A 26,267-nucleotide genomic window follows, 5' to 3' on the forward strand; every position below is an offset into this window, starting at 1 on the left:
TGTCTCAAGCCGCCTTCTGCGCGCTCTTGGCGCGAATGCCGAGCAAATGGCTGATCGCGAACACGAGATCGGCGCGGTTCATGGTGTAGAAGTGGAAGGTGTCGACGCCGTGCTTCGCAAGCTTCTGCACCTGGCCGGCGGCAACGGTCGCGGCCACCAGCTTGCGGGTCTCAGCGTCGTCATCCAGGCCTTCGAATTTCGCGGCGAACCAGTCCGGCACGGTCGTGCCCGCGCGGGTGACGAAATTGCGGGCCTGCTTGAAATTGTGCATGGGCATGATGCCCGGCACGATCGGAATGCTGATGCCGCGGGCACGCACGCGGTCGAGATAACGGAAGTAGAGGTCGTTGTCGAAGAACACCTGGGTGATCGCGCGCGTTGCGCCGGCGTCGACTTTTGCCTTGAGCGTGTCGATGTCGGCGTCGAAGTCGCGTGCCTCAGGATGCTTCTCGGGATAGGCCGAGACCGAGACTTCGATGTCGCCGTGCCGCTTCTTGATGCCGGCGATGAGGTCGGGGGAGCTCTGGTAGCCGTCGGGATGGCTGGAATAGGGCGTGCCGATGCCGCCGGCGGGATCGCCGCGCAAGGCGACGATGTGGCGGACGCCGACCTCGTGATAGCGGTCGACGATCTCGTCGATCTCGCCGCACGAGGCCCCGACGCAGGTCAGATGCGCGGCCGGCAGCAGCGCGGTCTCCTTCAGGATGCGGGCGATGGTCGAATGGGTGCGCTCACGGGTCGAGCCGCCGGCGCCATAAGTCACCGAGACGAATTTCGGGTCGAGCGGCGCCAGCCGGTTGATGGTGTCCCAGAGATTGCGCTCCATATCTTCCGTCTTGGGCGGAAAGAACTCGAAGGAGATCGCAGGCCGCTTCAGGTACCCGTCTTGCCCGTCGGATTGGGCAGGCGTCGTCAGATCGGTCATGGCACCACTCACTCCAGATGTGCCGCCAAATCTGGCGGCCGGCGGTCAGCTCTCGTTTGGGAGAGGCCAAGATACGGCAAAGGCGATTTGATCGACAGCCCATCGGATATGGGAAGTAGCCCACTTCACCCGCATCGTGTTGAATTTTTGCGCCGTCTTGTCCAGTTGTGGGAATTCCGCCTTTTAAGTATTGTGTTATAATATCAATATATTAGTTGGTATCCGAGCAGTTCGGAGGCCGATTTCGTTGAGTGGGCAGTATGAATCTAGGGTGATGGAAGCATTGTTTGGCCCAACGTCTTGCCCGGGGAACGCCTGCGGGCTCGCGGCTCGCGCGCGCCAGACCTGCGCGCTCCGCCCATTGCCCGGCTGCCGGCCTCCACTACGTTAGCCCGCCATGACCCCGCTCCCGCTCTCAGTCCTCGACCTTTCCGTCGTCACCACTGGCACCAAGCCCGCAGCGGCGCTGCGCAACAGCATCGATCTGGCGAAGCATGCCGATGGGCTGGGCTATGTCCGCTACTGGCTCGCCGAGCATCACAACCTCGCTTCCGTCGCGAGCCCCGCGCCCGACGTCATGATCGGGCAGATCGCGGCGGTGACGCAGCATATCCGCGTCGGCTCCGGCGGCGTGATGCTGCCCAACCACGCGCCGCTGGTCGTCGCCGAGCGCTTCAAGATGCTGGAGGCGCTGTTTCCCGGCCGCATCGACCTTGGCCTCGGCCGCGCCCCCGGCACCGACGGCGCCACGGCTTACGCGCTGCGCAGCCGGCTCGACCGCCGCGAGGGCGACGATTTCCTGGAGCGGTTGCACGAACTGATCCTGTGGGAGACCCGGGAATTCCCCTCCGGCCATCCTTACAACAACGTCGTCGCGATGCCCGACGACACGAAGCTGCCGCCGATCTGGCTGCTCGGCTCCAGCGACTATTCCTCGGAGCTTGCCGCGCAAGTCGGCATGGGCTTCGCTTTCGCCCATCATTTCGCGTCTCACGACGCGATCGATGCGATGGTGCACTATCGCAACCGCTTCCAGCCCTCGGCCTGGCGCGCGAGCCCGCATGCGATTCTCGCCGTTGCGGTCATCACGGCGGACACCGACGAGGAAGCCGAAAATCTCGCGACGTCGTTCGACCTCAACCGCCTGCGCCGCGACCGCGGCCAATATCTGCCGCTGCCGAGCGTCGAGGAGGCACTGGCTTATCCTTATTCCGACTCCGAGCGCATCTCGATCGCCCGCAATCGCTCGCGCCTGTTCGTCGGCAGCCCTGCGACTGTGCAGAAGAAGCTTCAGCCGATGATCGATGCCAGCAAGCCGGACGAGCTGATGGTGATCACGGCGGTGTACGACCACGAGGCGCGAAAGAAGTCGTATTCGCTGCTGGCGAAGGCGTTCGGGCTGGGGAAGCGGGCGGCGTGACTTACCCTCCCCTCGAGGGGGAGGGTCGCTAGGCATTGAGCGAAGCGAAATGCATAGCGGGGTGGGGTGATCTCTCCACTCGGGCGCTGTTGGACTAGGAGAGACCGTCACCCCACCCCGTCTCACATTTCGCTGCGCTCAACGTGAGCCGACCCTCCCCCTCCAGGGGAGGGTGGCAGATCAATCCTGCTGCGACTCGCTGAACGTGGCGCGGAACGGATGGCCCGGATAGACGCCGACGATGCGGAATTCGCGCGAGAAGAATTTCAGCTCCTCGATCGCGAAGGCGAGGCCCTTGTCCTCGGGGTGGCCGTCGACGTCGGCATAGAACTGCGTGGCGAAGAAATTGCCGTCGACCATGTAGCTTTCGAGCTTGGTCATGTTGACGCCGTTGGTGGCGAAGCCGCCGAGCGCCTTGTAGAGCGCGGCGGGCAAATTGCGCACGCGGAAGACAAAAGTGGTGACCAGCGAGCCGGACCCTTGCGCGGCCCATTTCGGCTCGCGCGCCAGCACCACGAAGCGCGTGGTGTTGTGCGCCTCGTCCTCGATGTCGTCGGCGAGAATGTCAAGGCCGTAGATCTTTGCGGCGAGGCGCGAGGCGATCGCGGCGACGGTCTTGTCCTTGCGCTCGGAAATGTCGCGGGCGCTGCCGGCGGTGTCGGCGTGCACGATCGGCTTGATGCCGAGCTTGCGGATGATGCGCCGGCACTGGCCGAGCGCGTGGACATGGCTCTCGACGCTCTTGATGTCTTCGAGCTTGGTCCCCTTCACCGCCATCAGCTGATGGCGGACCGGCAGAAACCACTCGCCGATGATGAAGAGGCCGGAGGCCGGCAGCAGATGATGGATGTCGGCGACGCGGCCGGCGACCGAATTCTCGATCGGGATCATGCCGAGATCGGCCTCGCCCGACGAGATCGCCGACAGCGCGTCCTCGAAGGTGGCGCAGGGCATCGGCTCGGCGTCGGGATAGGCCTCGACGATGGCGATGTGGGAATTGGCCCCGGGCTCGCCCTGGAATGCGATTTTCAGCTTGCTCATGTCTCGAAATGCTCCTGCGGCGCCTTGTAACAGCCGCTCAGGATTTGGAAAGGATGCTGCGCGCGGTTTCGAGGTCGGGCGGCGTGTCGACGCCACGCGGCACGCTGTCGACGATCATGATGTCGATGCGCATGCCGGCTTCCACCGCCCGGAGCTGCTCGAGGCTCTCCTGACGCTCCAGGGGCGAAGGCGGCAGCGACACGAACCGCTCCAGCGCTGCGCGGCGGTACGCATAGAGACCGATATGGTGGTAACGCGGTCCGTCGCCGTAGGGGGCGGTGGCACGGGTAAAATACAGCGCCCGCAGCCGCCGCGGCCCGATCGGCGAGCCGATGGCCTTCACCACGCTCGGAGCGCGGTCTTCCTCCTCGGTGTGGATCTGCGAGGCCAGCGTCACGATATCGACCGCGGGGTCGTCGAAGGGCGGCAGCACCTCGCGAATGGTCTGCGGCGTGATGGTCGGGAAATCGCCCTGGAGATTGATCACGATCTCGGCCTTGCCCTCGGGATCGAGCTTCTGCATGGCCTCGTGGATGCGGTCGGAGCCGGAGGGGTGGTCGGAGCGGGTCATCACGGCCTCGCCGCCATGGGCGGTCACGACCGAGGCGATCTCGTCCGTGTCGGTCGCCACCGCAACCCGGCCGATGCCGGCGGCTTCCGCACGGCGCATCACATGCACGATCATCGGCAATCCCGCGATATCGGCGAGCGGCTTGCCGGGGAGGCGGGTGGCGGCCATGCGGGCCGGGATCAGCACCAGGATGCGGGGATCGATCATTGGGTTCAAAGATCTGGGGTCAAGGGCCTGGAAAGGGAGCGTTTTCCGCGCCGGGAATGGGATGGGGACGGGCCTGAAGCCGGGTCGCTTATACGGGTTGCCAGACCCCGGGCAAACCGATATCTCAATGGCAAAACTCGGGGAAACAATAGGGAACGTTTTGATTCTCCCGAGGCTCGTCCTGGCGGCCGCCCGGCCGCTCAATCCTTCTTGCGGTGTGGGGCCTAGCCGGAAATGGACTCTTTCGAACTCAATAAGATTCTCGGTGCCGTGCTCGGCACCTGTCTCATCCTGCTGGTGACGAGCTTCACCGCGAGTGCGCTGTTCTCGCCCAAGATGCCGGAAAAGCCGGGCTTCGAGATCGCCGTGAAGGAAGATGCCGGCCACGGCAAGGAAGGTGGCGCCGCTGCGGCCCCCTCCGAGCCGATCGAAAAGCTGCTCCAGACCGCCTCCGTCGAGAAGGGCGCTGCCGCCGCCAAGAAGTGCGGCGCCTGCCACACCTTCGAGAAGGGCGGCCCGAATCGCGTCGGTCCGAACCTCTATGGCGTCGTCGGCGAGAAGCGGGGCGAGGGCCGCAATGGCTTCAACTTCTCGGCTGCCATGAAGGGCAAGGGCGGCACCTGGACGTTCGACGACCTCAACAAGTTCATTTCCAATCCGAAAGGCTTCATCCCGGGCACCGCGATGGGCTTCGCCGGTATCCCCAAGGATTCCGAGCGCGCCGACGTCATTGCCTATCTGAATTCGCTGTCCGAGCATCCGCAGCCGCTGCCGACCGCGTCGAAGTAAGGCCTCGAGAACCCGATCTTGGAATGTGCGGCCAGGCTGAAAAGCCTGGCCGTTTCCTTATCCGGACCTCGCAAGGTCGTTATCGGGGCGTTTGGCCGCAGCGAGTGGTGGGGGCGGGCTTCCAACATGAGGAAAAAGCAACATATTCCGTCGAAACCTCGCCTATATTGGGAACTTAAAGGAGTAGCCTCCTTCAAGACAGGAATGCTGATTTGGCCATTACCCGACGCGATCTCCTGCTCACCGGCACTGCTGCTGTAGCGCTCCCCGCCCTCGGTTCCGTGGCGGGCCTTTCCGTCGTCGGCGCGGCGCATGCGCAATCGGCTGGTGAGCCGCCCTGGCGCCACGCGCTTTCGCTGTTCGGAAAGGTCAAGTATCCCGCCGACTTCAAGCGCTTCGACTACGTCAATCCGGAAGCGCCCAAAGGCGGCGTCGCGCGCCAGATCGCGGTCGGCACATTCGATAATTTCAACATCGTCGTCTCCGGCGTGAAGGGGCAGGTCGCCGGTGCCGTGGCATTCGTCTATGAATCGCTCCTGACGCCCGCGCTCGACGAAGTCTCGACCGAATACGGCGCGCTGGCCGAGGCGGTCAGCCATCCGGACGATTTTTCCTTCGTCACCTATCGCTTGCGGCCCCAGGCCAAATGGCATGACGGCAAGCCTGTGACCGCGGACGACGTGATCTTTTCGCTCGATTCCTTCAAGAAGCACCATCCGCAGTACTCGGCCTATTACAGCCACGTGGTGAAGGCCGAGAAGGTCGGCGAGCGCGAGGTGAAATTCGTGTTCGACGCGCCGGGCAATCGCGAGCTGCCGCAGATTGTCGGGCAGCTCACGGTTTTGCCGAAGCATTGGTGGGAGGGGACCGACGCGCAGGGCCGCAAGCGCGATGTTTCCGCCACCACGCTCGAAGTGCCGCTTGGTTCCGGCCCCTACAGGGTCAAGGAATTCGTTGCCGGACGGTCGATCGCGCTGGAGCGCGTCAAGGATTATTGGGGCCGCGACCTCCCCGCCAATGTCGGCCGCAACAATTTCGACGAGCTGCGCTACGAATATTTCCGCGACGCCACCGTGGCGATCGAGGCCTTCAAGGCCGACCAGGTCGATTGGCGCACCGAGAACAGCGCCAAGAACTGGGCGACCGCCTACGACTTTCCGGCGGTCAGCGAAAAGCGCGTGATCCTCGAGGAATTCGCCAACCGCAGCTCGGGCGTGATGCAGGCCTTCGTGCCGAACCTGCGTCGTGCCAAGTTCAGTGATGCCCGCGTGCGCCGTGCGCTCAATCTCGCGTTCGACTTCGAGGAGATGAACAAGCAGATCTTCTACGGTCAGTACAAGCGCATCAGCAGCTATTTCGACGGCATCGACGACCTCATGGCGACCGGCTTGCCGCAGGGCAAGGAGCTCGAAATCCTCGAGACCGTTCGTGCCGAAGTGCCGCCCGAAGTCTTCACGACCGCCTACACCAATCCCGTCGGGGGCAGTCCGGAAGCCGTGCGCGACAATCTGCGTGAGGCGCTGCGCCTGTTCAAGGAAGCCGGCTACGAGGTGCGCGATCGCAAGCTGATCGACGTCAAGACCGGCACCCAGTTCTCCCTGGAATTGCTGAATTCGGATCCGAGCTTCGAGCGCATCACGCTGTTCTACAAGCCGTCGCTGGAACGGCTCGGCATTGCCGTCAACGTGCGGACGGTCGATCCGACGCAATACGAGAACAGGACACGCGAGTGGGATTTCGACGTCGTCACCAACTCATGGGGCGAGTCGCAGTCGCCGGGCAACGAGCAGCGCGAATTCTGGTCGTCCAAGACGGCCGACATCGCCGGCTCGCGCAATATTGCCGGCATCAAGAATCCGGCGGTCGACAAGCTGATCGAGCGGGTGATCTACGCCAGGGATCGCGACGATCTCGTCGCAGCGACCAAGGCGCTCGACCGCGTGCTGCTGTGGAATCAATACGTCGTGCCGCAATGGACCTACACCAAGGTGCGCACCGCGCGCTGGGATCGCTTCGGGCGGCCGTCGGAATTGCCAAAATACGGTCAATCCGGCTTCCCGTTCATCTGGTGGTACGACGCGGACAAGGCGGCGCGGATCGCAAAGAAGTCGTGAAGGATATTTCCCGCATGACGCAGATGTCACGCCGCCATGTGCTGGCCCTGGGTGTCGGCACCTTCGGTGCATCCCTCGGCGCACCGCTGTTGCGCGGCGCGCGTGCTTCGGAAGCGGGGACTGAAGCGCATGGCATCTCGGCGTTCGGCGATCTCAAATATCCCGCCGACTTCCGTCATTTCGACTACGTCAATCTGGATGCGCCGAAGGGCGGGACGTTCTCGCTGATTCCGTCGGTGCGCGCCTACAATCAGTCCTACCAGACATTCAACTCGCTCAATGCCTTCATCCTGAAGGGCGACGGCGCACAGGGCATGGACATGACGTTTGTGCCGCTGATGGTGCGCGCAAACGACGAGCCGGACGCGATGTACGGGCTTGCCGCCCAATCCGTGCGGGTATCACCGGACAGACTGGTCTATCGCTTCACGATGCGGCCCGAGGCGAAATTCCACGACGGCACCAGGCTCACCGCCCACGATGCGGCGTTTTCCCTGACGGCGCTGAAGACCAAGGGCCATCCGCTGATCATCGTGCAACTGCGTGACATGGTCAGTGCGGAAGCGATCGACGATGCGACCCTCGTTGTCACCTTTGCCAAGGGCCGCGCGCGGGACGTTCCGCTCTATGTCGCGGGCCTGCCGATCTTCTCGAAAGCGTATTACGCGTCTCGGCCGTTCGACGAAACGTCTCTGGAGATCCCGTTGGGCTCGGGTCCGTACAAGGTCGGCAGGTTCGAGGTCAATCGCTACATCGAGTTCGAGCGGGTGAAGGACTGGTGGGCGGCCGATCTGCCGCCCTGCCGCGGCAGCTACAATTTCGACGTCGTGCGCTACGAATTCTATCGCGACCGCGATGTCGCCTTCGAAGGATTCACCGGCAAGAACTATCTCTATCGGGAAGAGTTCACCTCGCGCATCTGGGCGACGCGTTACGACTTTTCTGCGGTGAAGGACAATCGCGTCAAGATGGAGGTCGTGCCCGACGACACGCCCTCCGGCGCGCAGGGCTGGTTCATCAACACGAGGCGCGACAAGTTCAGGGATCCTCGCGTGCGCGAGGCCTTGATCAATGCCTTCGACTTCGAGTGGACCAACAAGACCATCATGTACGGCGCCTATGCCCGCACGGTGTCGCCGTTCCAGAACTCGGACCTCATGGCGAGCGATGGGCCTCCTTCGCCGGAAGAGCTGAAGCTGCTGGCGCCGTTTCGCGGTCAGGTGCCCGACGAAGTGTTCGCCGTGCCGTTCTCGCCTCCGGTTTCGGACGGCTCAGGGCAGGACCGCAGCCTATTGCGCAAGGCGCAGCAATTGCTGAACGAGGCCGGCGTGCCGATCAAGGACGGCAAGCGGGTGCTGCCGAACGGCGACGTCTTCAAGATCGAGTTCCTGTTGGACGAGCCCTCCTTCCAGCCACACCACGCGCCCTACGTCAAGAATCTGGCGACGCTCGGCATCGAAGCGAGCGTGCGCCTCGTCGATGCCGTGCAACACAAGGCACGCCAGGAAGATTTCGACTTCGACATGACGATCCAGCGCTTCAGCATGTCGGCGACGCCAGGCGATGCCATGCGCGCGTTCTTCTCGTCGCAAGTCGCGGCAACCAAGGGCTCGTACAATCTCGCAGGCGTCGCCAGCCCGGCCATCGATGCCATGATCGAGAAGATCATGGCGGCGGAGAGCCGTGAGGAGCTGACCGTCGCCTGCCGCGCTTTCGATCGGCTGTTCCGCGCCGGCCGCTATTGGGTGCCGCAATGGTACAACAAGACGCACCGGCTCGCTTATTGGGATCAGTTCGGCCATCCGCAGAAGCTGCCGCGCTACGCCAACGGCGTCGGCGCCCCCGACATCTGGTGGTATGACCGCGCCAAGGCGACCAAGCTCGAGCAGGCGAAATAATCATGAGCGCCTATATCGCCCGCCGCATCCTCCTGATGATCCCGACCCTGCTCGGGATTCTCTTCGTCTCCTTCGTCGTCGTGCAGTTCGCGCCGGGCGGCCCGGTCGAGCGCGTGATCGCGCAGCTCTCCGGGGCGGACACCGGTGGCACCTCGCGCATCTCGGGCGGCGGCGATTTTGCGCAGCGGGCGCCCGGGCAGGTCGGCGCCGGCGGCGATGCCGTCAATTCGAAATATCGCGGCGCGCAGGGGCTCGACCCTGATTTCATCAAGAAGCTGGAGGTGCAGTTCGGCTTCGACAAGCCGGCGCCGGAACGCTTCGCGCTGATGGTGTGGAATTTCGCCCGCTTCGATTTCGGCAAGAGCTATTTTCGCGATGTCAGCGTGCTCCAGCTCATGAAGGAGAAGCTGCCGGTCTCGATCTCGCTCGGAATTTGGCTGACCTTGCTGACATATATGATCTCGATCCCGCTCGGCATCCGCAAGGCCGTGAAGGACGGCGCGCGCTTCGACACCTGGACTTCGGCGATCATCATCGTCGGCTACGCCATCCCGGGGTTCCTGTTCGCCATCCTCCTCATCATCCTGTTCGCGGGCGGCTCCTTCCTCAACTGGTTCCCGCTGCGCGGCCTGACGTCGGACGGCTGGTCGCAATTCCCGTGGTACTGGAAGATCATCGACTATTTCTGGCACATCACGCTGCCGCTGCTGTCGATGGCTCTCGGCGCTTTCGCCACCATGACGCTGCTGACCAAGAACTCGTTCCTGGACGAGATCCGCAAGCAATATGTCATGACCGCGCGGGCGAAGGGATGCAGCGAGCGGCAGGTGCTGTACGGCCACGTCTTCCGCAACGCGATGCTGATCGTCGTGGCCGGTTTCCCGGGCGCGTTCGTCCACGCCTTCATCTCCGGCTCGCTGCTGATCGAGACGATCTTTTCCCTGGACGGCCTCGGCCTGCTCGGCTTCGAGAGCGTGCTCAATCGCGATTATCCCGTGGTGTTCGGCACGCTCTACATCTATGCGCTGATTGGCCTCGTGATGAACTTGATCTCGGATCTCACCTATATGTGGATCGATCCGCGGATCGACTTCGCGGCGCGGGAGGTCTGATGACGCTGACCGCTCCGACCCCGATCGAAACCACCACGAGCTCGCCGCTCGGCGCGACCGCGCCGATCACGCGCAAGCCGTTCGCGCCGTCGCCGCTGAACAAGCGGCGCTGGCAGAACTTCAAGGCCAATCGGCGCGGTTACTGGTCGTTCTGGATCTTCATTGTCCTGTTCGTGGTGTCGCTGTTCGCCGAGCTGATCGCCAACGACCGGCCGTTCCTCATCAAATATGACGGTCGTCTCTACTGGCCGGCCTTCGTCACCTATTCGGAGACCACCTTTGGCGGTGATTTCGAAACCGCGGCCGACTACCGCGACCCCTATTTGCAGAAGCTGATCAAGGACAAGGGCGGCAGCATCGTCTGGCCGCTGATCCGTTATTCCTATTCGACGCATAATCTCGACCTGCCGACCCCGGCGCCGTCGCCGCCGACCTGGATGCTGTCGGAGAAGCAGTGCAAGCCCGTGGTCGAGAAGAAGGGGCTGAAGAGCTGCCGCGACCTCGAATACAACTGGCTCGGGACCGACGATCAGGGCCGCGATGTTGTGGCGCGATTGATCTACGGCTTCCGCATCTCGGTGCTGTTCGGTCTCTGCCTCACCATCGTGTCTTCGATCATCGGTGTCGCCGCAGGCGGCATCCAGGGTTATTTCGGCGGCTGGGTCGATCTCATCTTCCAGCGCTTCATCGAGATATGGGGCGCGATTCCGTACCTCTATCTGCTTCTCATCATCTCGTCGGTGCTGGTGCCGGGCTTCTTCGTCCTGCTCGGCATCATGCTGCTGTTTTCCTGGGTCTCTCTCGTTGGCGTCGTCCGCGCGGAATTCCTGCGCGGGCGCAATTTCGAGTACATCCAGGCCGCGCGCGCGCTGGGCGTGTCGAACAAGGTGATCATGTTCCGGCATCTGTTGCCGAACGCGATGGTCGCAACCATGACCTTCCTGCCGTTCATCATCTCCTCATCGGTGATGACGCTGACCGCACTGGACTTCCTGGGTTTCGGCCTGCCGCCCGGCTCGCCTTCGCTCGGCGAGCTCTTGTCGCAGGCAAAGGCCAACGTGCAGGCGCCGTGGCTCGGCTTCACCGGCTTCTTCTCGGTCGCGATCATGCTGTCGCTGCTGATCTTCATCGGCGAAGCCGTGCGCGACGCCTTCGATCCGCGCAAGACGTTCAGGTAGACCATGGACGCGATCAACCAGCCCCTGCTCAGCGTGCGCGATCTCTCGGTGGCCTTCCACCAGGGCGGCGCCACCACGCTCGCGGTCGACAAGGTCTCATTCCAGATCAAGCGCGGCGAATGCCTGGCGCTGGTCGGCGAGTCCGGCTCCGGCAAGTCGGTCAGCGCGCTTTCGATCCTCAAGCTGCTGCCCTATCCGAATGCATCGCATCCCTCGGGCAGCATCCGCTTCAAGGGGCAGGAGCTGATCGACCAATCCGAGCAGCAGATGCGGGAGATCAGAGGCAGCGACATCTCCATCATCTTCCAGGAGCCGATGACCTCGCTCAATCCGCTGCACACGATCGAGGCGCAGATCGGCGAGATCATCCAGCTGCACAATCCGACCAGCAATGCAGACGCGCGCAAGCGGACGCTGGAATTGCTGACGCAAGTCGGCATTCCCGAGCCCGAGACGCGGCTGAAGAGCTATCCGCACCAGCTCTCCGGCGGCCAGCGCCAGCGCGTCATGATCGCGATGGCGCTCGCCAACGAGCCGGATCTTTTGATCGCGGACGAGCCGACCACCGCGCTCGACGTCACCGTGCAGGCGCAGATCCTGGCACTGCTCGCCGAGATTCGTTCGCGGCTCGGCATGAGCCTGCTCTTCATCACCCACGATCTCGGCATCGTGCGCCGCATCGCTGACACCGTCTGCGTCATGAAAGGCGGCGAAATCGTCGAGCAGGGGCCGGTCGAGCAGGTCTTCAAGACCCCGAAGCATCCCTATACGCGCGACCTGCTCGCGGCTGAGCCGAAGCCGGATCCCGCGCCGCCGCAGCCGAATGCGCCGGTGGTGATGTCGGCCAACGACCTCAAGGTCTGGTTTCCGATCAAGCGCGGCTTGATGCGCAAGACGATCGGCCACATCAAGGCGGTCGACGGCGTCAGTGTCGCCGTGCGCAAGGGCGAGACGCTCGGCGTCGTCGGCGAATCCGGCTCGGGCAAGACCACGCTCGGGCTCGCATTGCTGCGGCTGATCTCCTCGAACGGACGCATCGTGTTCCTGGGGAAAGACATCCAGGGCCTGCGCTTCAAGGAGATGCGGCCCTTCCGCCGCGACATGCAGATCGTGTTCCAGGATCCGTTCGGCTCGCTCAGCCCGCGCATGTCGATCGCCGACATCATCGCCGAAGGCCTCTCCGTGCATCAGCCAAAACTGTCGCAGGAGGAGCGCGAGGCACGCGTCGTCAAGGCGCTGGAAGACGTCGGGCTGAAGCCGGACACCCGCTACCGCTATCCGCATGAGTTTTCCGGCGGCCAGCGCCAGCGCATCTCGATCGCGCGCGCCGTGGTGCTGGAGCCGGATTTCGTCGTGCTGGACGAGCCGACCAGCGCACTCGACATGCTGTTCCAGGCGCAGATGGTCGATCTCCTGCGCGAGCTGCAGCGCAAACGAGATCTCACCTACATGTTCATCTCGCACGATTTGCGCGTCGTCGCCTCGCTCGCCAGCCACCTGATCGTGATGCGCGGCGGCAAGGTGGTCGAGGAAGGGCAGGCCGCCGAGCTGTTCAAGAATCCGAAGACGGACTACACGCGCGCACTGTTCGCCGCGGCGTTCCGGCTGGAGACGGCGGAGAACGGGTCGGTGGCGACCTGATCCTGTTATTCCGGGGCGCGCGATAGCGCGCCCCCGGGGGACGCTTCTGCTTGTGGCCAGAGCGGGCTGCGCTTGACCCGTTGCGTCGATCTAGGCGGCGCGTTCCTTGTCTGACTGGTCCTCGGCTGCGGTCGCGGTTTCTTCCAGCCGCTTTTCGTAATTGCCCGCGAGTCTCTCGATGCTATCGGCCCACATCCTCAGCATTGAGATCTGAAAGTGCATCATCGGTTTCAAGGCATTCATGCCGATTGCTGTCGCTGCGGCGATGCGCCGTTCTGGGTCGCGCGCGAAACGGTCTGCATTGGTCTTGTCTGCCATTTTGCTCGCTCCTTTGCTCTGGTGTTATGGCCTAAAGGCTACCTGTCGTGTGGTGAATTGCGTGCTTCCAAGCACTTGGCCAAAACTTGATCTGCCGCGAGGCGCGCGCATTGGTTGTCCTGCAGTTCATCCAGTTTCTTCAGGTAGGCGACTGCGGCTATTTGCAGGAGATCGAAATCATCTTCGGCGGTATCGCGAAGATCGGCGATGTAACGGTAGAGGGCGGCACGCCTGTTATCATTCTCGCCGATGCCGCTGTGGAGCAGCAAGTAGTTCCGCCAAGCGAACGCACACGCACCTTCTTTGGCCTGAGAACTCATGGGCACCTCCCAAAGGCTGAGAAAGACTGACGACGCGTTTCGTTCCGCGAATCTCTCAGTTGTAACGTTGTTCCGTAGCTGCGCCGCGAGATGCCTATGAGCCGGCCGCGGGTTGCCCTTCGAATGACGGGTTGCGCGAATGATCGTGCACGTGTTCCCCGAAAATGAGCTTGGGGAACGTACGAGACTTCCGGTTCTATCTGCGCTGGAGTGTCGCGGTCGGCTTCGCTCAAACATATCGATATCGACGATAATATCCGCACCAACAGCTTACCGCGGAGGCGGTGATGGCTTCAAAGCTGTCTTCGGGCGTTGTTGCCTTGCTACTGGTTGGAACGACGGCGCTTTTGATCGGAATTCGGCCACCCGCGTGGCTACGAATTCATGAAGGCCCGCCCTAGAGCCGCTTGATCGCGACGATCTCGCTGCCTGCCGCCTTGATCCGCGCGACCGCCGGCTCGGTTGCCTCGATCACTGTTGCCATGTGATGCGCGTTGGCGTGAACCATGGTGCCGCCGTCGCGGACGATGGCGACATGGCCCTTCCAGAAAATGAGATCGCCGCGTTGCAGCTTGCTTCGCTCGTGCGGTTCCAGCGTGCGGCCGAGGCCAGCCTGCTGCATGTCGCTGTCGCGCGGGCAGCCAATGCCGGCGGCGGTCAGCGAGACCTGCACGAGGCCAGAGCAGTCGATGCCAAAACTGCTCTTGCCGCCCCAGAGATAGGGCGTGCCGACGAAGCGCTCGGCGACTGCGACGAAATCCGGCTCGCGATGATCGAGCGAGGCGAGATGGGCCCTGGGTAGATAGTGTCCGTCACGCGTCACGGCGAAGGTGCCGTCCTCGCGGGTCACCGTGAGCGTCGATCCGAGCGCGAGCGTGCCGGCCGGCGGCAACTTGATCGAGGGGCCGGGGAAGGCAAACGTCCGCAGCGCGCTCACCTTGTGGGTCGGTGCGGCCGATGGCTCCGCGAGCGCCGCGTCCGGCAGCCAGCCGACATAACCGTCGCCATTGAGCTGGCCCCAGGCCCAGCCCTCGCCATTGCGGTCGTAGACCGTGACGCGCTCGCCGCGCAGCGCTTCCGTCATCAGCATGGCGTTCGATGACGGCTGCTCGCGCACGGCTGCGATCGCCTCCACCACCTCGAATGCCTCGCCGGTGACGAAGCGATCCGCCTTCACCTTGCCTTCGAGATATTTCGCGGCGAGGTCGCCTCGCGCCGGTGTTACTCGCGGATCATGCATAGCGCTCGCTCAGCAATGCGTAGATGGCGCGCGCGGCCTGGCACTCGCCGCCTTCGGGCCGCGCCGGCTTGGCCGACGGCGTCCAGCCATAGATGTCGACATGCAGCCAGCTCTTGGCCTGCTCGACGAAGCGCTGCAGGAACAGCGCGCAGGTGATCGAGCCGGCAAACCCGCCTGATGGCGCGTTGGTGATGGTGGCCGCCTTGGAGTCCAGCCACGCATCGTAGGGCGGCCATAGCGGCATGCGCCACAACGGATCGTTCTCCTTCACCGCGCACCGCGCGACGTCGGCGGCCAGCGTCTCATCATTGGTGTAAAAGGGCGGTAAATCCGGGCCCAGCGCGACGCGCGCCGCGCCGGTCAGCGTGCCCAGATCGATCAGCAGGTCCGGCGTTTCCTCGTCGGCGAGCGCCAGCGCGTCGGCGAGCACGAGCCGGCCTTCGGCATCTGTGTTGCCGATCTCGACCGTGATCCCCTTGCGCGAGGTGAAGATGTCCAGGGGACGGAAGGCATTGCCGGCGACCGCGTTTTCCACGGCCGGAATCAGCACGCGCAGCCGGACCTTCAGCTTTGCGTCCATCACCATGCGCGCGAGCGCCAGCACGTTGGCGGCGCCGCCCATGTCCTTCTTCATGATCAGCATGCCGCTCGACGGCTTGAGATCGAGCCCGCCGGTGTCGAAGCAGACGCCCTTGCCGACCAGCGTCACCTTGGGATGGGCGGGATCGCCCCAGCCGATGTCGATCAGCCGCGGCGCGCGGTCCGAGGCCATGCCGACGGCATGGATCAGCGGAAAGTCGGTCTTCAGATCCTTGCCGATGGTGCAGGCGCAGCTTGCCCCGAACTCGGCCGCGAGCGCTTGCGCGGCGGCGGCCAGCTCTTCCGGCCCCATGTCGTTGGACGGCGTGTTGATGAGATCGCGCGCCAGCATCGCGGCATCGGCGATCCGCTCGATCTCGGCCGCGTCGACGCCATCGGGCGGCACCAGCCGGACGTCGGGTCTGTCGGCCTTGCGGTAACGCGCGAAGCGGTAGCGCCCGAGTGCGAAGGCGAGCGTCGCCAGTCGTGCATCATGCGGTGCATTGGCAAAGCGGTAAGTCCCCGGCGGCAGCAGGCCCGGCAGCGCGCCCGGCCGGAACAGGTCGCGCGATCTTGCACCCTCGTCCTCGAGGCCGAACAGCACTTGCGCGATCGCGCCGTCGGGCGCGGGCAGCGCCAGATAGCCGCCCGGCTTGGCCGTAAAGGCGCTCGCGGCGGCGAACTGGCGTTGCGCCGGCGGCAGCGTCTCGGCGACCTGATCCCAGCTCGACTTGGTGACGAAGGTGATCGGGATGGCGGTGGGCGACGTCTCGAAGACAGAAGGCATTGGCGGGTCCGGATCGTCAGGTCAAACAGGTCGTGCGAACCAGGGAGACTTCGCAGAGTTTCGCCGCCGCCGCAATCGGCTTTGCTGTCACCGCTCGGTGAGCCGCTACTCGCAGCAGGGGTGTCATGCTAGGTTCCGGCAAACGGCCGCCAGGTGTCGAAGATCGCCGGCGACCGACGACAATGCGCGCCGGGAGGAAATGCAATGGAATTTGTGTGGAGCGTGGTCACATTCATCGGCCAGGCCGTCGAGGCGATCTTTGGCTACGTTGAGCATCATCACTGGATCTTCGCGTTCCTCGCCGGCGGCTACGTCTTCTATCTCCACGATCGCTCGGTGCACGCGCGGTTCGATGCGCTCGACAAGCGCATCGACGAAATCCGCAAGCGGCTCGCCATCGAATATTGATCGGCAAGCGAAACCGTCATCGGGTGGGGCTCGTATCCATGTTGAGAACTGCCGTTCACGAGAGCGCGGCCGCGGGGCTTTACTAGCGCTGTGGTTGTGGCATTATCGACGGACATTTTAGATTGTGTGGTGCGTTTCTGCACGTATCGAGCGCAAGCCGGCGGCATGGCACGCGGTCGGATACCGGGCTGAATCTTTTCGTTAAAGGCATTTCTCTCATCGTTTGGGCGGCGCAGCATTCGCAATGAGCGGCGCAACATGGATAGATCGTTCGTTATTGTGCAGATTTCCGACCTGCATCTGGACGGATCGGGCCGTCTGCTCGCGACGATCGAGACGCTCACCGCCGCAATTCGCGAGAAGATGGCGGACTTCGCGGACATCCCCGATCGCATCCTGCTGATCACGGGCGATCTCGTGGACGACCCGACGCCGCGCGCGCTCGACGAAGCGCTCGCCGTCATCGCATCCTTCCGGCAAACCGGGCTGTTCACCGACATCCAGGCGGTCGCCGGCAATCATGATGTCAAGCGTCCGAGTCAGCGTGCGGGCCGCCACGACGTCTATGATTACCTGCATCTGCCACGGACGTCGAAGAGCGTCTATTACCGCCAGGCCGGCCTCGATCTGGTGCTGCTGGATTCCAACCGCGCAAGCCTGACGACGCTCGCGAGCGGCCTTGTCGATCAAAATGCCTACCACGCCACGGTCGCGGATTCTGCCCGGCTGAGCGTCGAGCTCGCGGGTTGCCTTGGGTCGGCTGGACGCGCCGACCATGCCGAGCCGGCGGAAAACCTGTTGCGCGCGCTGGCGCTGCACCATCATCCGCTGCCGCAGGCGACCGGAGAGGGAAAGCGGTTTCTCGGCGTGCCGGACGAGCCGCTGATGTATCTTGCCGCGCCCGCGACCTTCCTTGAAGCGGCGACCTCCCTCAATGTCGATCTGGTGCTGCACGGGCATCGGCATGTGGAGGGCCTAACCCGCTATTCGATCCCCGATCCGCGTGCGACGTCGAGCGAAAGCGGCGAAGCGTTTTGGCGCACGATCTACGTGCTGTCCTGTCCATCATCGACCGGGCAGGCCGGTGACGATGCCGGCTTCAACGTCATTCATTTTGGTCCGACGCTCCATGCCGGCCGCACGGAATACCGGTTCGCGATCGCCCGCTATTCGCGGCTGCGCAACGATGGCGCCTTCAGGCCGCTCGACTCGAACCTGCCGGACGGCGTCATCAGGTTGCCGGCAGGCCGGGACTTCTCCCGCGACCCGGCCGTCCAGGTGGCCATCGAGATCGGCTCGTGCACGACGCTGACGCGGGATCAGGTCGCGGCACTGGCCTGCCGGCTCCTGATGCGCCGCGCCTTCTACGCGGACGGCGAGCTGGACTGGTCAAATACGTTCCACACCTATCTCGTCACCGCTCACGCATGGGCCGATCTCGGCGGCAAGTTCGTGAGGTCGGCGCGCAAGCAGGAGGGTGAGGCGCTTGCCGCAGTCACGGTGCTGCTGCGCCGATTGATCGAGCAATCCGCCGGCGTGCTCGGTATCGAACAGGTTCGGCTCGACGAGCTAGGTGCGAAGCGTCTTTTCAATCGCGACGATCTGCGGCGCGAACTGCCGGGGATGCCGCACCCGGGGATCGAGGTCGAGGCGATGGCGCGGCAAAGGCTGCAATCGCTGCGGGACCTGAACGCGCAGGTGAAGCTGCTCGGCCTCGATCTCGGGCTTGGCGGGGAGGTACCGCCGCAGACGCCGCCGTGAGACGTGCGGGCGGCGCGGCGTTAACCGGCCATTAGGGTTAACAGTCTATTGCTGGCGCGTTCGGCTCGATCAATCGGCTCGCGAGTGAAAGCGTCATGCGTCAACGGTTCAGTCTTGCCCGGCTTCTTGCGTCCACCTCGCTGGTCGCGGTGGTCGCCATGGGTCTCGGCGGCTGCTCCGCCATGCCGAAACTCTCCGATGTCACCGGCTCGATCGGCCCCCGCGCGGATACCGCGTCCACCGATCGCGCTCCCGCCGATCCCGCGCGCGCCGTCGAGGTCTATGGCGAGCGCTACCGCGCCAATCCCAAGGACGTCGAGGCGGCACTCGGCTATGGCCAGGCCTTGCGTGCCAACGGCCAGCGGGCCCAGGCCGCCGCCGTGCTCGAGCAGGCGACCATCGCCAATCCCGGCAACAAGCCGATGCTCGCCCAATACGGCCGCGCGCTCGCCGACAATGGCAATTTCCAGCAGGCCTTCGACGTGCTGTCGAAAGCGCATTCGCCCGACAATCCGGATTGGCGCCTGCTCTCGGTGCAGGGCACCGCGCTCGATCAGATGGGCCGGCACCAGGAGGCGCGCTCCTACTATGCGAGCGCGCTGAAGATCGCGCCAGGCGATCCCGGCGTGCTCTCCAATCTCGGCCTGTCCTATATGCTGACGAAGGAGCTGCCGAAGGCCGAAGAGGTGTTGCGGCAGGCTTATGCTTCGCCGCGCGCAAGCGTCCGGGTGCGGCAGAATCTCGGCCTGGTCGTCGGTCTGCAAGGCCGCTTCACTGAGGCCGAGACCATCGTGAAGGCGGACCTGCCGCCGGATCAGGCCGCCGCCAACGTCGCCTATCTCAAGGAAATGCTGACCCGCAGCGACGCCCCGCGCGGCGCCCCAAAGCGGACACCGGTCGCCTCGCTCAGCCAGTCCGACTGATCAGAACTGATCGTCTCATCATGTTGATGCCGCCCGCGCCAACCGCGCGGGCCGCGTCTTGACGTCACTGCATCTCGGAGATCTTGATGCCGGTCGGTCCGAGAATGACGACGAACAGCACGGGCAGGAAGAACAGGATCATCGGCACCGTCAGCTTCGGCGGCAGGGCGGCGGCCTTCTTCTCGGCTTCGGTCATGCGCATGTCGCGATTTTCCTGCGCCATGACGCGCAGGGAATGGCCGAGCGGGGTGCCGTAGCGCTCCGCCTGCTGAAGCGCCAGACACACCGACTTGACGCCCTCGAGCCCGGTGCGCCGCGCCAGGTTCTCATAGGCGACCTTGCGATCCTGCAAATAGGACAGCTCCGCCGTGGTCAGGGTGAACTCCTCCGACAGCGCGATCGACTGGCCGACGATCTCGGTGGCAACCTTGCGGAACGCCATCTCGACCGACATGCCGGATTCGATGCAGATCAGCAGCAGGTCGAGCGCGTCGGGAAAGGCGCGCTTGATCGAGAGCTGGCGCTTGGAGATCGCGTTCCTGAGGAACAGCATCGGCGCCTGGAGGCCGAGATAGGCGGCGCCGATACAGATGCCGATCTTGACCGGCACCGGCTTCTCCATGTGCGCGATCAGGAACACGTAGAGGATCGCGCCGACGAAGAGCACCAGCGGTGCCACCATGCGGGCGAACAGGAAGGTGATGTAGGGCGCCTGGCCGCGGTAGCCCGCCATGATGAGCTTGTCGCGGGCGGCTTCCTGCGCCAGCCATTTGGTGAGATTGAAATCATCGACGACCTTGGAGACGATCTGCTTCGGCGTCTGGCGCAGCGAGACCTTCTCGTTCTTGTTGAGGCGCTCGCGCTCGCGCTGCCGGATGCGCTCACGCTCGCTCGCCACCGCCTTCATGCGCTTGGAGAGGCCCTCGCCGGCGAACAGCGGCATCACCAGCGTATAGACGGTGGCGCTGGCGGCGATGGCCGCCAGCAGCATGGTCATGAAGCGGACGTCATGTAGCTTCGAAACGAGAAACTCGACCATAGGGCACCGTCAGAAATCGAAGTTGATCATCTTCTTCATCACCATGATGCCGATCGCCATCCAGACGACGCAGCCGACCAGCATGAGCTGGCCGGTGGGATGGGTCCACAGCAGCGAGATGTAGTGTGGCGTCGTGAGATAGACGAGGAACATGACGATCGGCGGCAGCGAGCCGATGATGCCGGCCGAGGCCTTGGCTTCCATCGACATTGCCTGGATCTTTTCCCTCATCTTCTTGCGGTCGCGCAGCACCTTGGAGAGGTTGCCGAGCGCTTCGGAGAGATTGCCGCCGGATTTCTGCTGGATCGAGATGACGATGCCGAAGAAATTCGCCTCCGGCAGCGGCATGCGGTCATAGAGGCGCGAGCAAGCCTCGCCGAGCGGCATGCCGATCGCCTGCGTCTCGATGATGGCCAGAAACTCGCTGCGCAGCGGCTCGGGCGCATCGGCAGCGACGACCTTGATCGATTCGAACAGCGGCAGGCCCGCCTTGATGCCGCGAACGATCACGTCGACGGCATCGGGCAGCGCCGCGAGGAATTTGCTTTCACGACGCTTCTTCAGGAAACCCAGAGCCCAGCGCGGCAGGCCGAAACCGCCGGCAAAGGCGAGGCCGGCAGCGCCGATCAGGCCGCCGCCGGCAAACATGGCGACGACGAAGAACACGCCCGCCACGACGGCCGACACGATCCAGAATTTCTGCGGCGTCCAGTCGAGGCCGGCCTGCGATATCCGGACATTGAGCGGAACGCTCTTCTCCTGCTGGCGCCGTGCCTCGAGGTCCTTGAGCGAGGTCTCGACCTGCTCACGGCGCGATCGCAGGCTCTTCTCGGTCTGCTTGGCAGCGGGCGCGTCGGCGCGCGCGATCGAGGAGCGGCGGCTTTCGGCCTTCCGCTCTCCGGACAGGAGCGGATAGATGAAGACCCAGGCGATGCCGCCGACGGCGGCGGTGGCGAGGAAGGCGAGGGCGAGGACCTGCATGTTCATGGCGGCGCTGACCTCACGTCTTCGGCGCCACTTCCGCAGCGTCGAGCGCGGCGGCAAGTCGCTTCTCGTCGCCGTAATAGCGGGCGCGTTCCCAGAACTTCGGACGGCCGATGCCGGTCGAGCGGTGCTGGCCGATGATCTTGCCGTTGGCGTCCTCGCCGACCATGTCGAAGAGGAAGATGTCCTGGGTGATGATGGTGTCGCCTTCCATGCCCATCACCTCGGTGATGTGCGTGATGCGGCGCGAGCCGTCGCGCAGGCGCGCTGCCTGGACGATGACGTCGATCGAGGCGCAGATCATCTCGCGGATGGTCCGCGACGGCAGCGAGAAACCGCCCATCGTGATCATGGATTCGCAGCGCGACAGGGCCTCGCGCGGGTTGTTGGCGTGCAGCGTGCCCATCGAGCCGTCATGGCCGGTATTCATGGCCTGGAGCAGGTCGAAGGCCTCCGGGCCGCGGACCTCGCCGACGATGATGCGCTCGGGGCGCATACGCAGGCAGTTGCGCACCAGTTCGCGCATCGTGATCTGGCCTTCGCCCTCGATGTTGGGTGGGCGGGTTTCCAGCCGCACCACGTGGGGCTGCTGGAGCTGAAGTTCGGCGGCGTCTTCGCAGGTGATGACGCGCTCGTCGTGCTCGATGTAATTGGTCATGCAGTTGAGCAGCGTGGTCTTGCCCGAGCCGGTACCGCCGGAGATCAGCACGTTGCAGCGGACGCGGCCGATGATCTGGAGGATCTCGGCGCCTTCCGGCGAGATTGCGCCGAACTTGACGAGCTGGTCGAGCGTCAGCTTGTCCTTCTTGAACTTGCGGATGGTGAGCGCGGGGCCGTCGATCGACAGCGGCGGCACGATGGCGTTGACGCGCGAGCCGTCGGCGAGGCGCGCGTCGCAGATCGGCGAGGATTCGTCGACGCGCCGGCCGACCTGGCTGACGATGCGCTGGCAGATGTTGAGGAGCTGCTGGTTGTCGCGGAAGCGGATACCGGTGCGCTGGATCTTGCCGCCGACTTCGATGTAGACGGTGTTGGCGCCGTTGACCATGATGTCGGCGATGTCGTCGCGCGACAGCAGCGGCTCCAGCGGGCCGTAGCCGAGCACGTCGTTGCAGATGTCGTCGAGCAGCTCTTCCTGCTCGGCGATCGACATCACGATGTTCTTGATCGCGATGATCTCGTTGACGATGTCGCGGATTTCCTCGCGGGCCGACTCCGAATCGAGCTTGGCGAGCTGGGCGAGGTCGATGGCCTCGATCAGCGCCCCGAAGATGGTCGCCTTGACCTCGTAGTAATTGTCCGAGCGGCGGCTCTCCATCGGCGGAGGCGGTGGAGCCTTGATCGGCGCCAGGGGAGGCGAGGCGACGGCCGGGGGCGGCGGCGCGCGCGACACGGCGGGCGCCGGAGCCGGGGCAGGCTCTGGCGACACGGCGCCGGGCTTCGGGGCCCGAGTATCGGTGTCTGTTCCGCTACGCTTACCGAACACTTAACGACTCCATGCGGCGGCCTATTTTCCCCGCAACTTCTCAATCAGGGGTGAAAGCAGGGACGACTTTTGCTTCTTCGTCTCGCTGCGGCCGGTCAGGCGCTGGGCGATCTGAAGGAACATCTCAATCGACTTGTGGTTGGCCGAGATCTCCGCGATCATCTGGCCGTTGTTGGCGGCCGAGCCGAAGATCTGCGGCTCGAACGGGATCGAGACGACCGGCTGGCTCTCGATCGCCTTGGCGAACTCGGTGGCCGCGATTTCGGGCCGTTTCGGCACGCCGACCTGGTTCAGGCAGTAGAGCGGCGGCCGGTCGTTGGGGCGCGCGGCCTTCAACAGATCGAACAGGTTCTTGGTGTTGCGAAGGTTGGCGAGGTCGGGCGCGGCGACGATCAGGATGTCGTCCGCTCCGATCAAGGCGCGCTTGGTCCAGCCCGACCATTGGTGCGGAATGTCGAGCACGATGCAGGGCATGGTGGAGCGCAGCGTGTCGAACACCGCATCGAAGGCGTCGGTGCCGAAATCATAGACCCGGTCCAGCGTCGCCGGCGCTGCCAGCAGGCTGAGGTGGTCGGTGCATTTCGACAGCAGGCGGTCGATGAAGGCCGTATCGACCCGGTCGGGCGAGAACACCGCATCCGCAATGCCCTGCGGCGGATCCTGGTTGTAGTCGAGCCCGGCGGTGCCGAAGGCGAGGTCGAGATCGGCGACGACCGCGTCCATCGCGAGATCGCGCGCGATCGCCCAGGCGACGTTGTGGGAGATGGTGGAGGCCCCGACGCCGCCCTTGGCGCCGACCACGGCGATGATGCGGCCGACGGCCTTGGCTTCCGGCGCGGAGAACAGGTTGCAGATCGAGCGCACGACGTCGATCGGGCCGACCGGCGCGAGCACGTAGTCGCTGACGCCGCGGCGCACCAGCTCGCGGTAGAGCGTGACGTCGTTGATGCGGCCGATCACGACCACGCGGGTGCCGGCGTCGCAGACGGTGGCGAGGTGGTCGAGTCCGCCCAGCAGGTCGTTGCGGCCGTCGCTCTCTAGCACGATCACGTTCGGCGTGGGCGCCGAGCGGTAGGCTTCGATCGCAGCGGCCATGCCGCCCATCTGGATCTTCAGATGGGCCTTGCCGAGACGGCGATCCTCGCCGGCCGACTGGACCGCCGCGGCAGTTTCCACGGTCTCGCAGAAGGCCTGGACCGAGACGCGCGGCGCAGGCGCAATGTGCTCCTCGACCGGCGGGGGAGCCGCTTCCGGCTGCTCTTCGTGTGTCTGCCTAGCGTAGTTGATCATTTGCCGGTGTCACTGAGTTTGGCCCTGTCGGCTTCAGGATAGGCGACCGCCGTCGGCACTCCCTTGCGATACTTCTCGAACGCCGCGGTACGCCGCGGCGTGTAGGATGGCGTTTCGGGGCGCGGCTGCTCGAGGTCCGACGGATTGTCGACCATCGCCGCGAGGTTGCGCTGATAGGCGCAGCCGTAATTGTAATAGTCCTTGTTCTCGAACCAGCTCTTGTTCTTGATCGAGGGGCCGATGTCCTCCGGCCACAGGCCGCAGGGGCCGGCGACCGCGGCGATCTTGGAATAGGTCAGCCGGATCGGCGGCAGGAAGCGCCTGTCTTCCGGCTGATAGGGACGAATGTTGACGCCGCGCGGCGGGACGCCTGCGCCCGCCAGCATCGCCTGGATTTCACGCATCGTGTCCGCGACCGGGCGCGCATTGGGCGTGCCGGAGGGCACGTCGATACGAATCGCGCCGGTGCCTTCGTGCAGCCAGGCCGATGCGACGCCCATCACGTCGGCGCGTTGGGCGGCGGTCAGCCCGCCGCGGGCATGGCCGACGAACACGACGATGGAACGGTTCTGCTCCTCGATCGCGATCGGATGACGCTGCTTGTAGTCGTCGGGAATCGAGGCGGTGACCTCTTGGTCGTGCTGGCAGCCGCCGAGGGCGAGCGCCATGCCGACGAGCGCGCCACCGAGGCGGATGGCCTGTCTGCGAATCTGGGGTGGTTTTGTGATCATCGTGAAGTCCCCGTTCCGCCTCAATCGGTGATGAAGCCGTAGGTGCCGCGGTAGTTTTTGGCCGGTTCGGTCCGGCCGGGCACGCCATAGAGGCGGTTGATGTTGCCGAGCAGCTCGACCTGCGGATCCGCAGGCGCGGAGAAGCCGTCATCCGGCCGCGACAGGTCCTTTTGCGCGACCGCGCGGACGATATAGGGCGTCACGATCACGCAGAGCTCGGTCGCGTTGTTGACGAAGTCGCGGCTGCGGAACAGCGTGCCGAGGACCGGGAGCTGCATCAGGCCCGGCAATCCGCTGATCGCCTGCTTGGTCTGCTGCTGGATCAGGCCGGCCATCGCCATCGCGCCGCCGGAGGGAATTTCCAGCGACGTTTCGGCGCGGCGGGTCCTGATCGAGGGCACCGTCAGCGAGTTCACCGACGTCGAGGTCACGGCCTGGGACAGCGTGATCGCATTCTCGTTGGAGAGCTCGGAGACCTCGGTCATCACCCGCAGGCTGATCTTGCCCTCGGTCAGAACGATAGGGGTGAAGTTGAGCGAGATGCCGAACTTCTTGAAGCTGATCTGGGTGGTACAGACATGCGTGGTGGGATCGCACGCATAGCCCGCCGGCACCGGGAATTCGCCGCCGGCGATGAACGTTGCCGATTCACCGGAGATCGCGGTCAGGTTCGGTTCGGCCAGCGTCCGGATCACGCCCGCGGTCTCCATCGCGCGCAGGGTGGCCTGCACCGACGGGGTCGCGCCGAACTTCGTGGTCAGGTTGTTGCCGTCCACGAGGTTGTGGCCGAGAGCGGTGAACGGATTCGAGTTGGAGAAGCTCACCACCGACGTGCCGTAGTTGAGGTTCGCGGTCAGGTCGATGCCGAGCTGCTTGACGATGTTGCGCTGGACCTCGGCCACCGTCACCTTGAGCATGACCTGATCGCGGCCGCGGACCACGATCGAGTTCACCACCTTGTCGGAGCCGCCGGCGAGGCGCGCGGCGAGGTCGTTGGCCTGCTGGGCTTCGGCCGGGTTCGCCGCCGTGCCGGTCAGGACGATGCCGTCGCCGAGGCCGTCGATCTGGATGTCGGAATTGGGCAGGATCTGCTTCAGCGCGGCCCGCACGCCGTTGAGGTCGCGCTTGACCGCGATGTCATAGGCCGCGATCTGCTGGCCAGCGGAATCGAAGAACACGATGTTGGTCTGGCCGACCGAGGCGCCGATGATGTAGGCGCGCTGCGCCGAACGGACCACGGCATTGGCGATCTTCGGATCCGCGACCAGCACGTCCTTGATGTCGCGCGGCAGGTCGATCACGATCGACTTGCCGATGCCGAGCGAGAGGAAGCGCGCGTTCATCTGGCCGTCGGCCGCGCCCTGCGCCACGGGGCGGTAATCGGCGGCGACCACGGGGGTCAGCACCGGGTTGAGCGTCAGCGCAAAGGCGGCCGAAAACGACAGGGCGCGGACCAATGAGGTTCGCATCGTCGCCAAATCTGCCCTGCATCTCATATCGCCTGT

The 26,267-nt window shown here is 64.5% G+C and carries 23 protein-coding genes; 10 read left to right on the plus strand and 13 right to left on the minus strand.

The features are described 5' to 3' along the window. Window positions 1-4: 4 nt before the first annotated feature. Window positions 5-925 carry a methylenetetrahydrofolate reductase [NAD(P)H] gene (gene metF, locus RAD15_RS07905; protein WP_458176113.1) on the minus strand — a complete coding sequence of 307 codons (921 nt, stop codon included), beginning with the start codon at window positions 923-925 and terminating at the stop codon, window positions 5-7. Window positions 926-1,322: 397 nt separating this feature from the next. Between metF and RAD15_RS07910 the strand changes: the two genes are divergently transcribed. Beyond that, entirely contained in the window at window positions 1,323-2,345 is a 1,023-nt protein-coding gene (locus RAD15_RS07910) for an LLM class flavin-dependent oxidoreductase (protein WP_458176115.1), read from the plus strand. 180 nt (window positions 2,346-2,525) lie between these two features. On the opposite strand, the gene RAD15_RS07915 is transcribed toward RAD15_RS07910, so the two are convergent. Together RAD15_RS07915 and RAD15_RS07920 are read right to left on the minus strand one after the other, a co-directional pair. After that, window positions 2,526-3,386 carry a prephenate dehydratase gene (locus RAD15_RS07915; RefSeq protein WP_458176117.1) on the minus strand — a complete coding sequence of 287 codons (861 nt, stop codon included), beginning with the start codon at window positions 3,384-3,386 and terminating at the stop codon, window positions 2,526-2,528. Between the two features lie 37 nt (window positions 3,387-3,423). Continuing rightward, window positions 3,424-4,164 (minus strand): 3-deoxy-manno-octulosonate cytidylyltransferase, encoded by a 741-nt coding sequence (locus tag RAD15_RS07920; RefSeq protein ID WP_458176119.1) that lies wholly within the window; start codon window positions 4,162-4,164, stop codon window positions 3,424-3,426. Window positions 4,165-4,398: 234 nt separating this feature from the next. Here RAD15_RS07920 and RAD15_RS07925 point away from each other — a divergent pair, with 234 nt between their 5' ends. The 6 genes from RAD15_RS07925 (at window position 4,399) to RAD15_RS07950 (ending at window position 12,896) form a co-directional block, all read left to right on the plus strand. Next, a complete protein-coding gene (locus RAD15_RS07925) occupies window positions 4,399-4,953 on the plus strand; it encodes a c-type cytochrome (protein WP_458176121.1) in 555 nt (184 codons plus the stop codon). A gap of 212 nt (window positions 4,954-5,165) precedes the next feature. Then, on the plus strand, window positions 5,166-7,067 hold the full coding sequence (locus tag RAD15_RS07930) for an extracellular solute-binding protein (RefSeq protein ID WP_458176123.1): 1,902 nt from the start codon (window positions 5,166-5,168) through the stop codon (window positions 7,065-7,067). Between the two features lie 14 nt (window positions 7,068-7,081). Next, window positions 7,082-8,965 carry an extracellular solute-binding protein gene (locus RAD15_RS07935; RefSeq protein ID WP_458176125.1) on the plus strand — a complete coding sequence of 628 codons (1,884 nt, stop codon included), beginning with the start codon at window positions 7,082-7,084 and terminating at the stop codon, window positions 8,963-8,965. 2 nt (window positions 8,966-8,967) lie between these two features. Beyond that, the gene (locus RAD15_RS07940; protein WP_458176127.1) at window positions 8,968-10,077 is read left to right on the plus strand and encodes a microcin C ABC transporter permease YejB; all 1,110 of its coding nucleotides are present in this window, start codon (window positions 8,968-8,970) and stop codon (window positions 10,075-10,077) included. Next, window positions 10,077-11,255, plus strand: a complete 1,179-nt coding sequence (locus RAD15_RS07945) for an ABC transporter permease (protein ID WP_458176129.1) — start codon at window positions 10,077-10,079, stop codon at window positions 11,253-11,255. The genes RAD15_RS07940 and RAD15_RS07945 overlap by 1 nt, the downstream gene beginning before the upstream one ends. 3 nt (window positions 11,256-11,258) lie before the next feature. After that, entirely contained in the window at window positions 11,259-12,896 is a 1,638-nt protein-coding gene (locus RAD15_RS07950; RefSeq protein WP_458176131.1) for an ABC transporter ATP-binding protein, read from the plus strand. 90 nt (window positions 12,897-12,986) lie between these two features. On the opposite strand, the gene RAD15_RS07955 is transcribed toward RAD15_RS07950, so the two are convergent. The 4 genes from RAD15_RS07955 to RAD15_RS07970 form a co-directional block, all read right to left on the minus strand. Beyond that, window positions 12,987-13,214, minus strand: coding sequence for a hypothetical protein (locus RAD15_RS07955; RefSeq protein WP_458176133.1), 228 nt, complete (start codon window positions 13,212-13,214; stop codon window positions 12,987-12,989). A 38-nt stretch (window positions 13,215-13,252) separates the two neighbouring features. Beyond that, window positions 13,253-13,534 (minus strand): hypothetical protein, encoded by a 282-nt coding sequence (locus RAD15_RS07960; RefSeq protein ID WP_458176135.1) that lies wholly within the window; start codon window positions 13,532-13,534, stop codon window positions 13,253-13,255. Window positions 13,535-13,931: 397 nt separating this feature from the next. Continuing rightward, on the minus strand, window positions 13,932-14,774 hold the full coding sequence (locus RAD15_RS07965; protein WP_458176137.1) for a C40 family peptidase: 843 nt from the start codon (window positions 14,772-14,774) through the stop codon (window positions 13,932-13,934). Then, window positions 14,767-16,140 (minus strand): leucyl aminopeptidase family protein, encoded by a 1,374-nt coding sequence (locus tag RAD15_RS07970; protein WP_458176139.1) that lies wholly within the window; start codon window positions 16,138-16,140, stop codon window positions 14,767-14,769. Before RAD15_RS07970 ends, RAD15_RS07965 begins: the two co-directional genes overlap by 8 nt. 204 nt (window positions 16,141-16,344) lie before the next feature. Between RAD15_RS07970 and RAD15_RS07975 the strand changes: the two genes are divergently transcribed. The 3 genes from RAD15_RS07975 to RAD15_RS07985 all read left to right on the plus strand — a co-directional run bounded on the left by RAD15_RS07975 (window position 16,345) and on the right by RAD15_RS07985 (window position 19,232). Further along, window positions 16,345-16,548 (plus strand): hypothetical protein, encoded by a 204-nt coding sequence (locus RAD15_RS07975; RefSeq protein ID WP_018454690.1) that lies wholly within the window; start codon window positions 16,345-16,347, stop codon window positions 16,546-16,548. 258 nt (window positions 16,549-16,806) lie between these two features. Next, a complete protein-coding gene (locus RAD15_RS07980; protein WP_458176142.1) occupies window positions 16,807-18,309 on the plus strand; it encodes a metallophosphoesterase family protein in 1,503 nt (500 codons plus the stop codon). 95 nt (window positions 18,310-18,404) lie between these two features. Continuing rightward, window positions 18,405-19,232, plus strand: a complete 828-nt coding sequence (locus tag RAD15_RS07985) for a tetratricopeptide repeat protein (protein ID WP_458176144.1) — start codon at window positions 18,405-18,407, stop codon at window positions 19,230-19,232. A gap of 64 nt (window positions 19,233-19,296) precedes the next feature. On the opposite strand, the gene RAD15_RS07990 is transcribed toward RAD15_RS07985, so the two are convergent. The 6 genes from RAD15_RS07990 to RAD15_RS08015 are packed head-to-tail and all read right to left on the minus strand — an operon-like array spanning window position 19,297 to window position 26,258. Beyond that, entirely contained in the window at window positions 19,297-20,271 is a 975-nt protein-coding gene (locus RAD15_RS07990) for a type II secretion system F family protein (protein WP_458176146.1), read from the minus strand. A gap of 9 nt (window positions 20,272-20,280) precedes the next feature. Continuing rightward, complete coding sequence (locus RAD15_RS07995) at window positions 20,281-21,258, minus strand: type II secretion system F family protein (RefSeq protein WP_458176148.1); 978 nt, start codon at window positions 21,256-21,258, stop codon at window positions 20,281-20,283. A gap of 13 nt (window positions 21,259-21,271) precedes the next feature. After that, window positions 21,272-22,741: a CpaF family protein gene (locus RAD15_RS08000; protein WP_458176150.1), complete on the minus strand. Its 1,470-nt coding sequence runs from the start codon at window positions 22,739-22,741 to the stop codon at window positions 21,272-21,274. A gap of 21 nt (window positions 22,742-22,762) precedes the next feature. Next, complete coding sequence (locus RAD15_RS08005) at window positions 22,763-24,031, minus strand: AAA family ATPase (RefSeq protein ID WP_458176152.1); 1,269 nt, start codon at window positions 24,029-24,031, stop codon at window positions 22,763-22,765. Next, window positions 24,028-24,762, minus strand: coding sequence for a CpaD family pilus assembly protein (locus RAD15_RS08010; RefSeq protein ID WP_458176154.1), 735 nt, complete (start codon window positions 24,760-24,762; stop codon window positions 24,028-24,030). The genes RAD15_RS08005 and RAD15_RS08010 overlap by 4 nt, the downstream gene beginning before the upstream one ends. Before the next feature lie 20 nt (window positions 24,763-24,782). Next, window positions 24,783-26,258 (minus strand): type II and III secretion system protein family protein, encoded by a 1,476-nt coding sequence (locus RAD15_RS08015; RefSeq protein WP_458176156.1) that lies wholly within the window; start codon window positions 26,256-26,258, stop codon window positions 24,783-24,785. Between the last annotated feature and the right edge of the window lie 9 nt (window positions 26,259-26,267).

This window comes from Bradyrhizobium sp. 14AA (assembly GCF_054185205.1).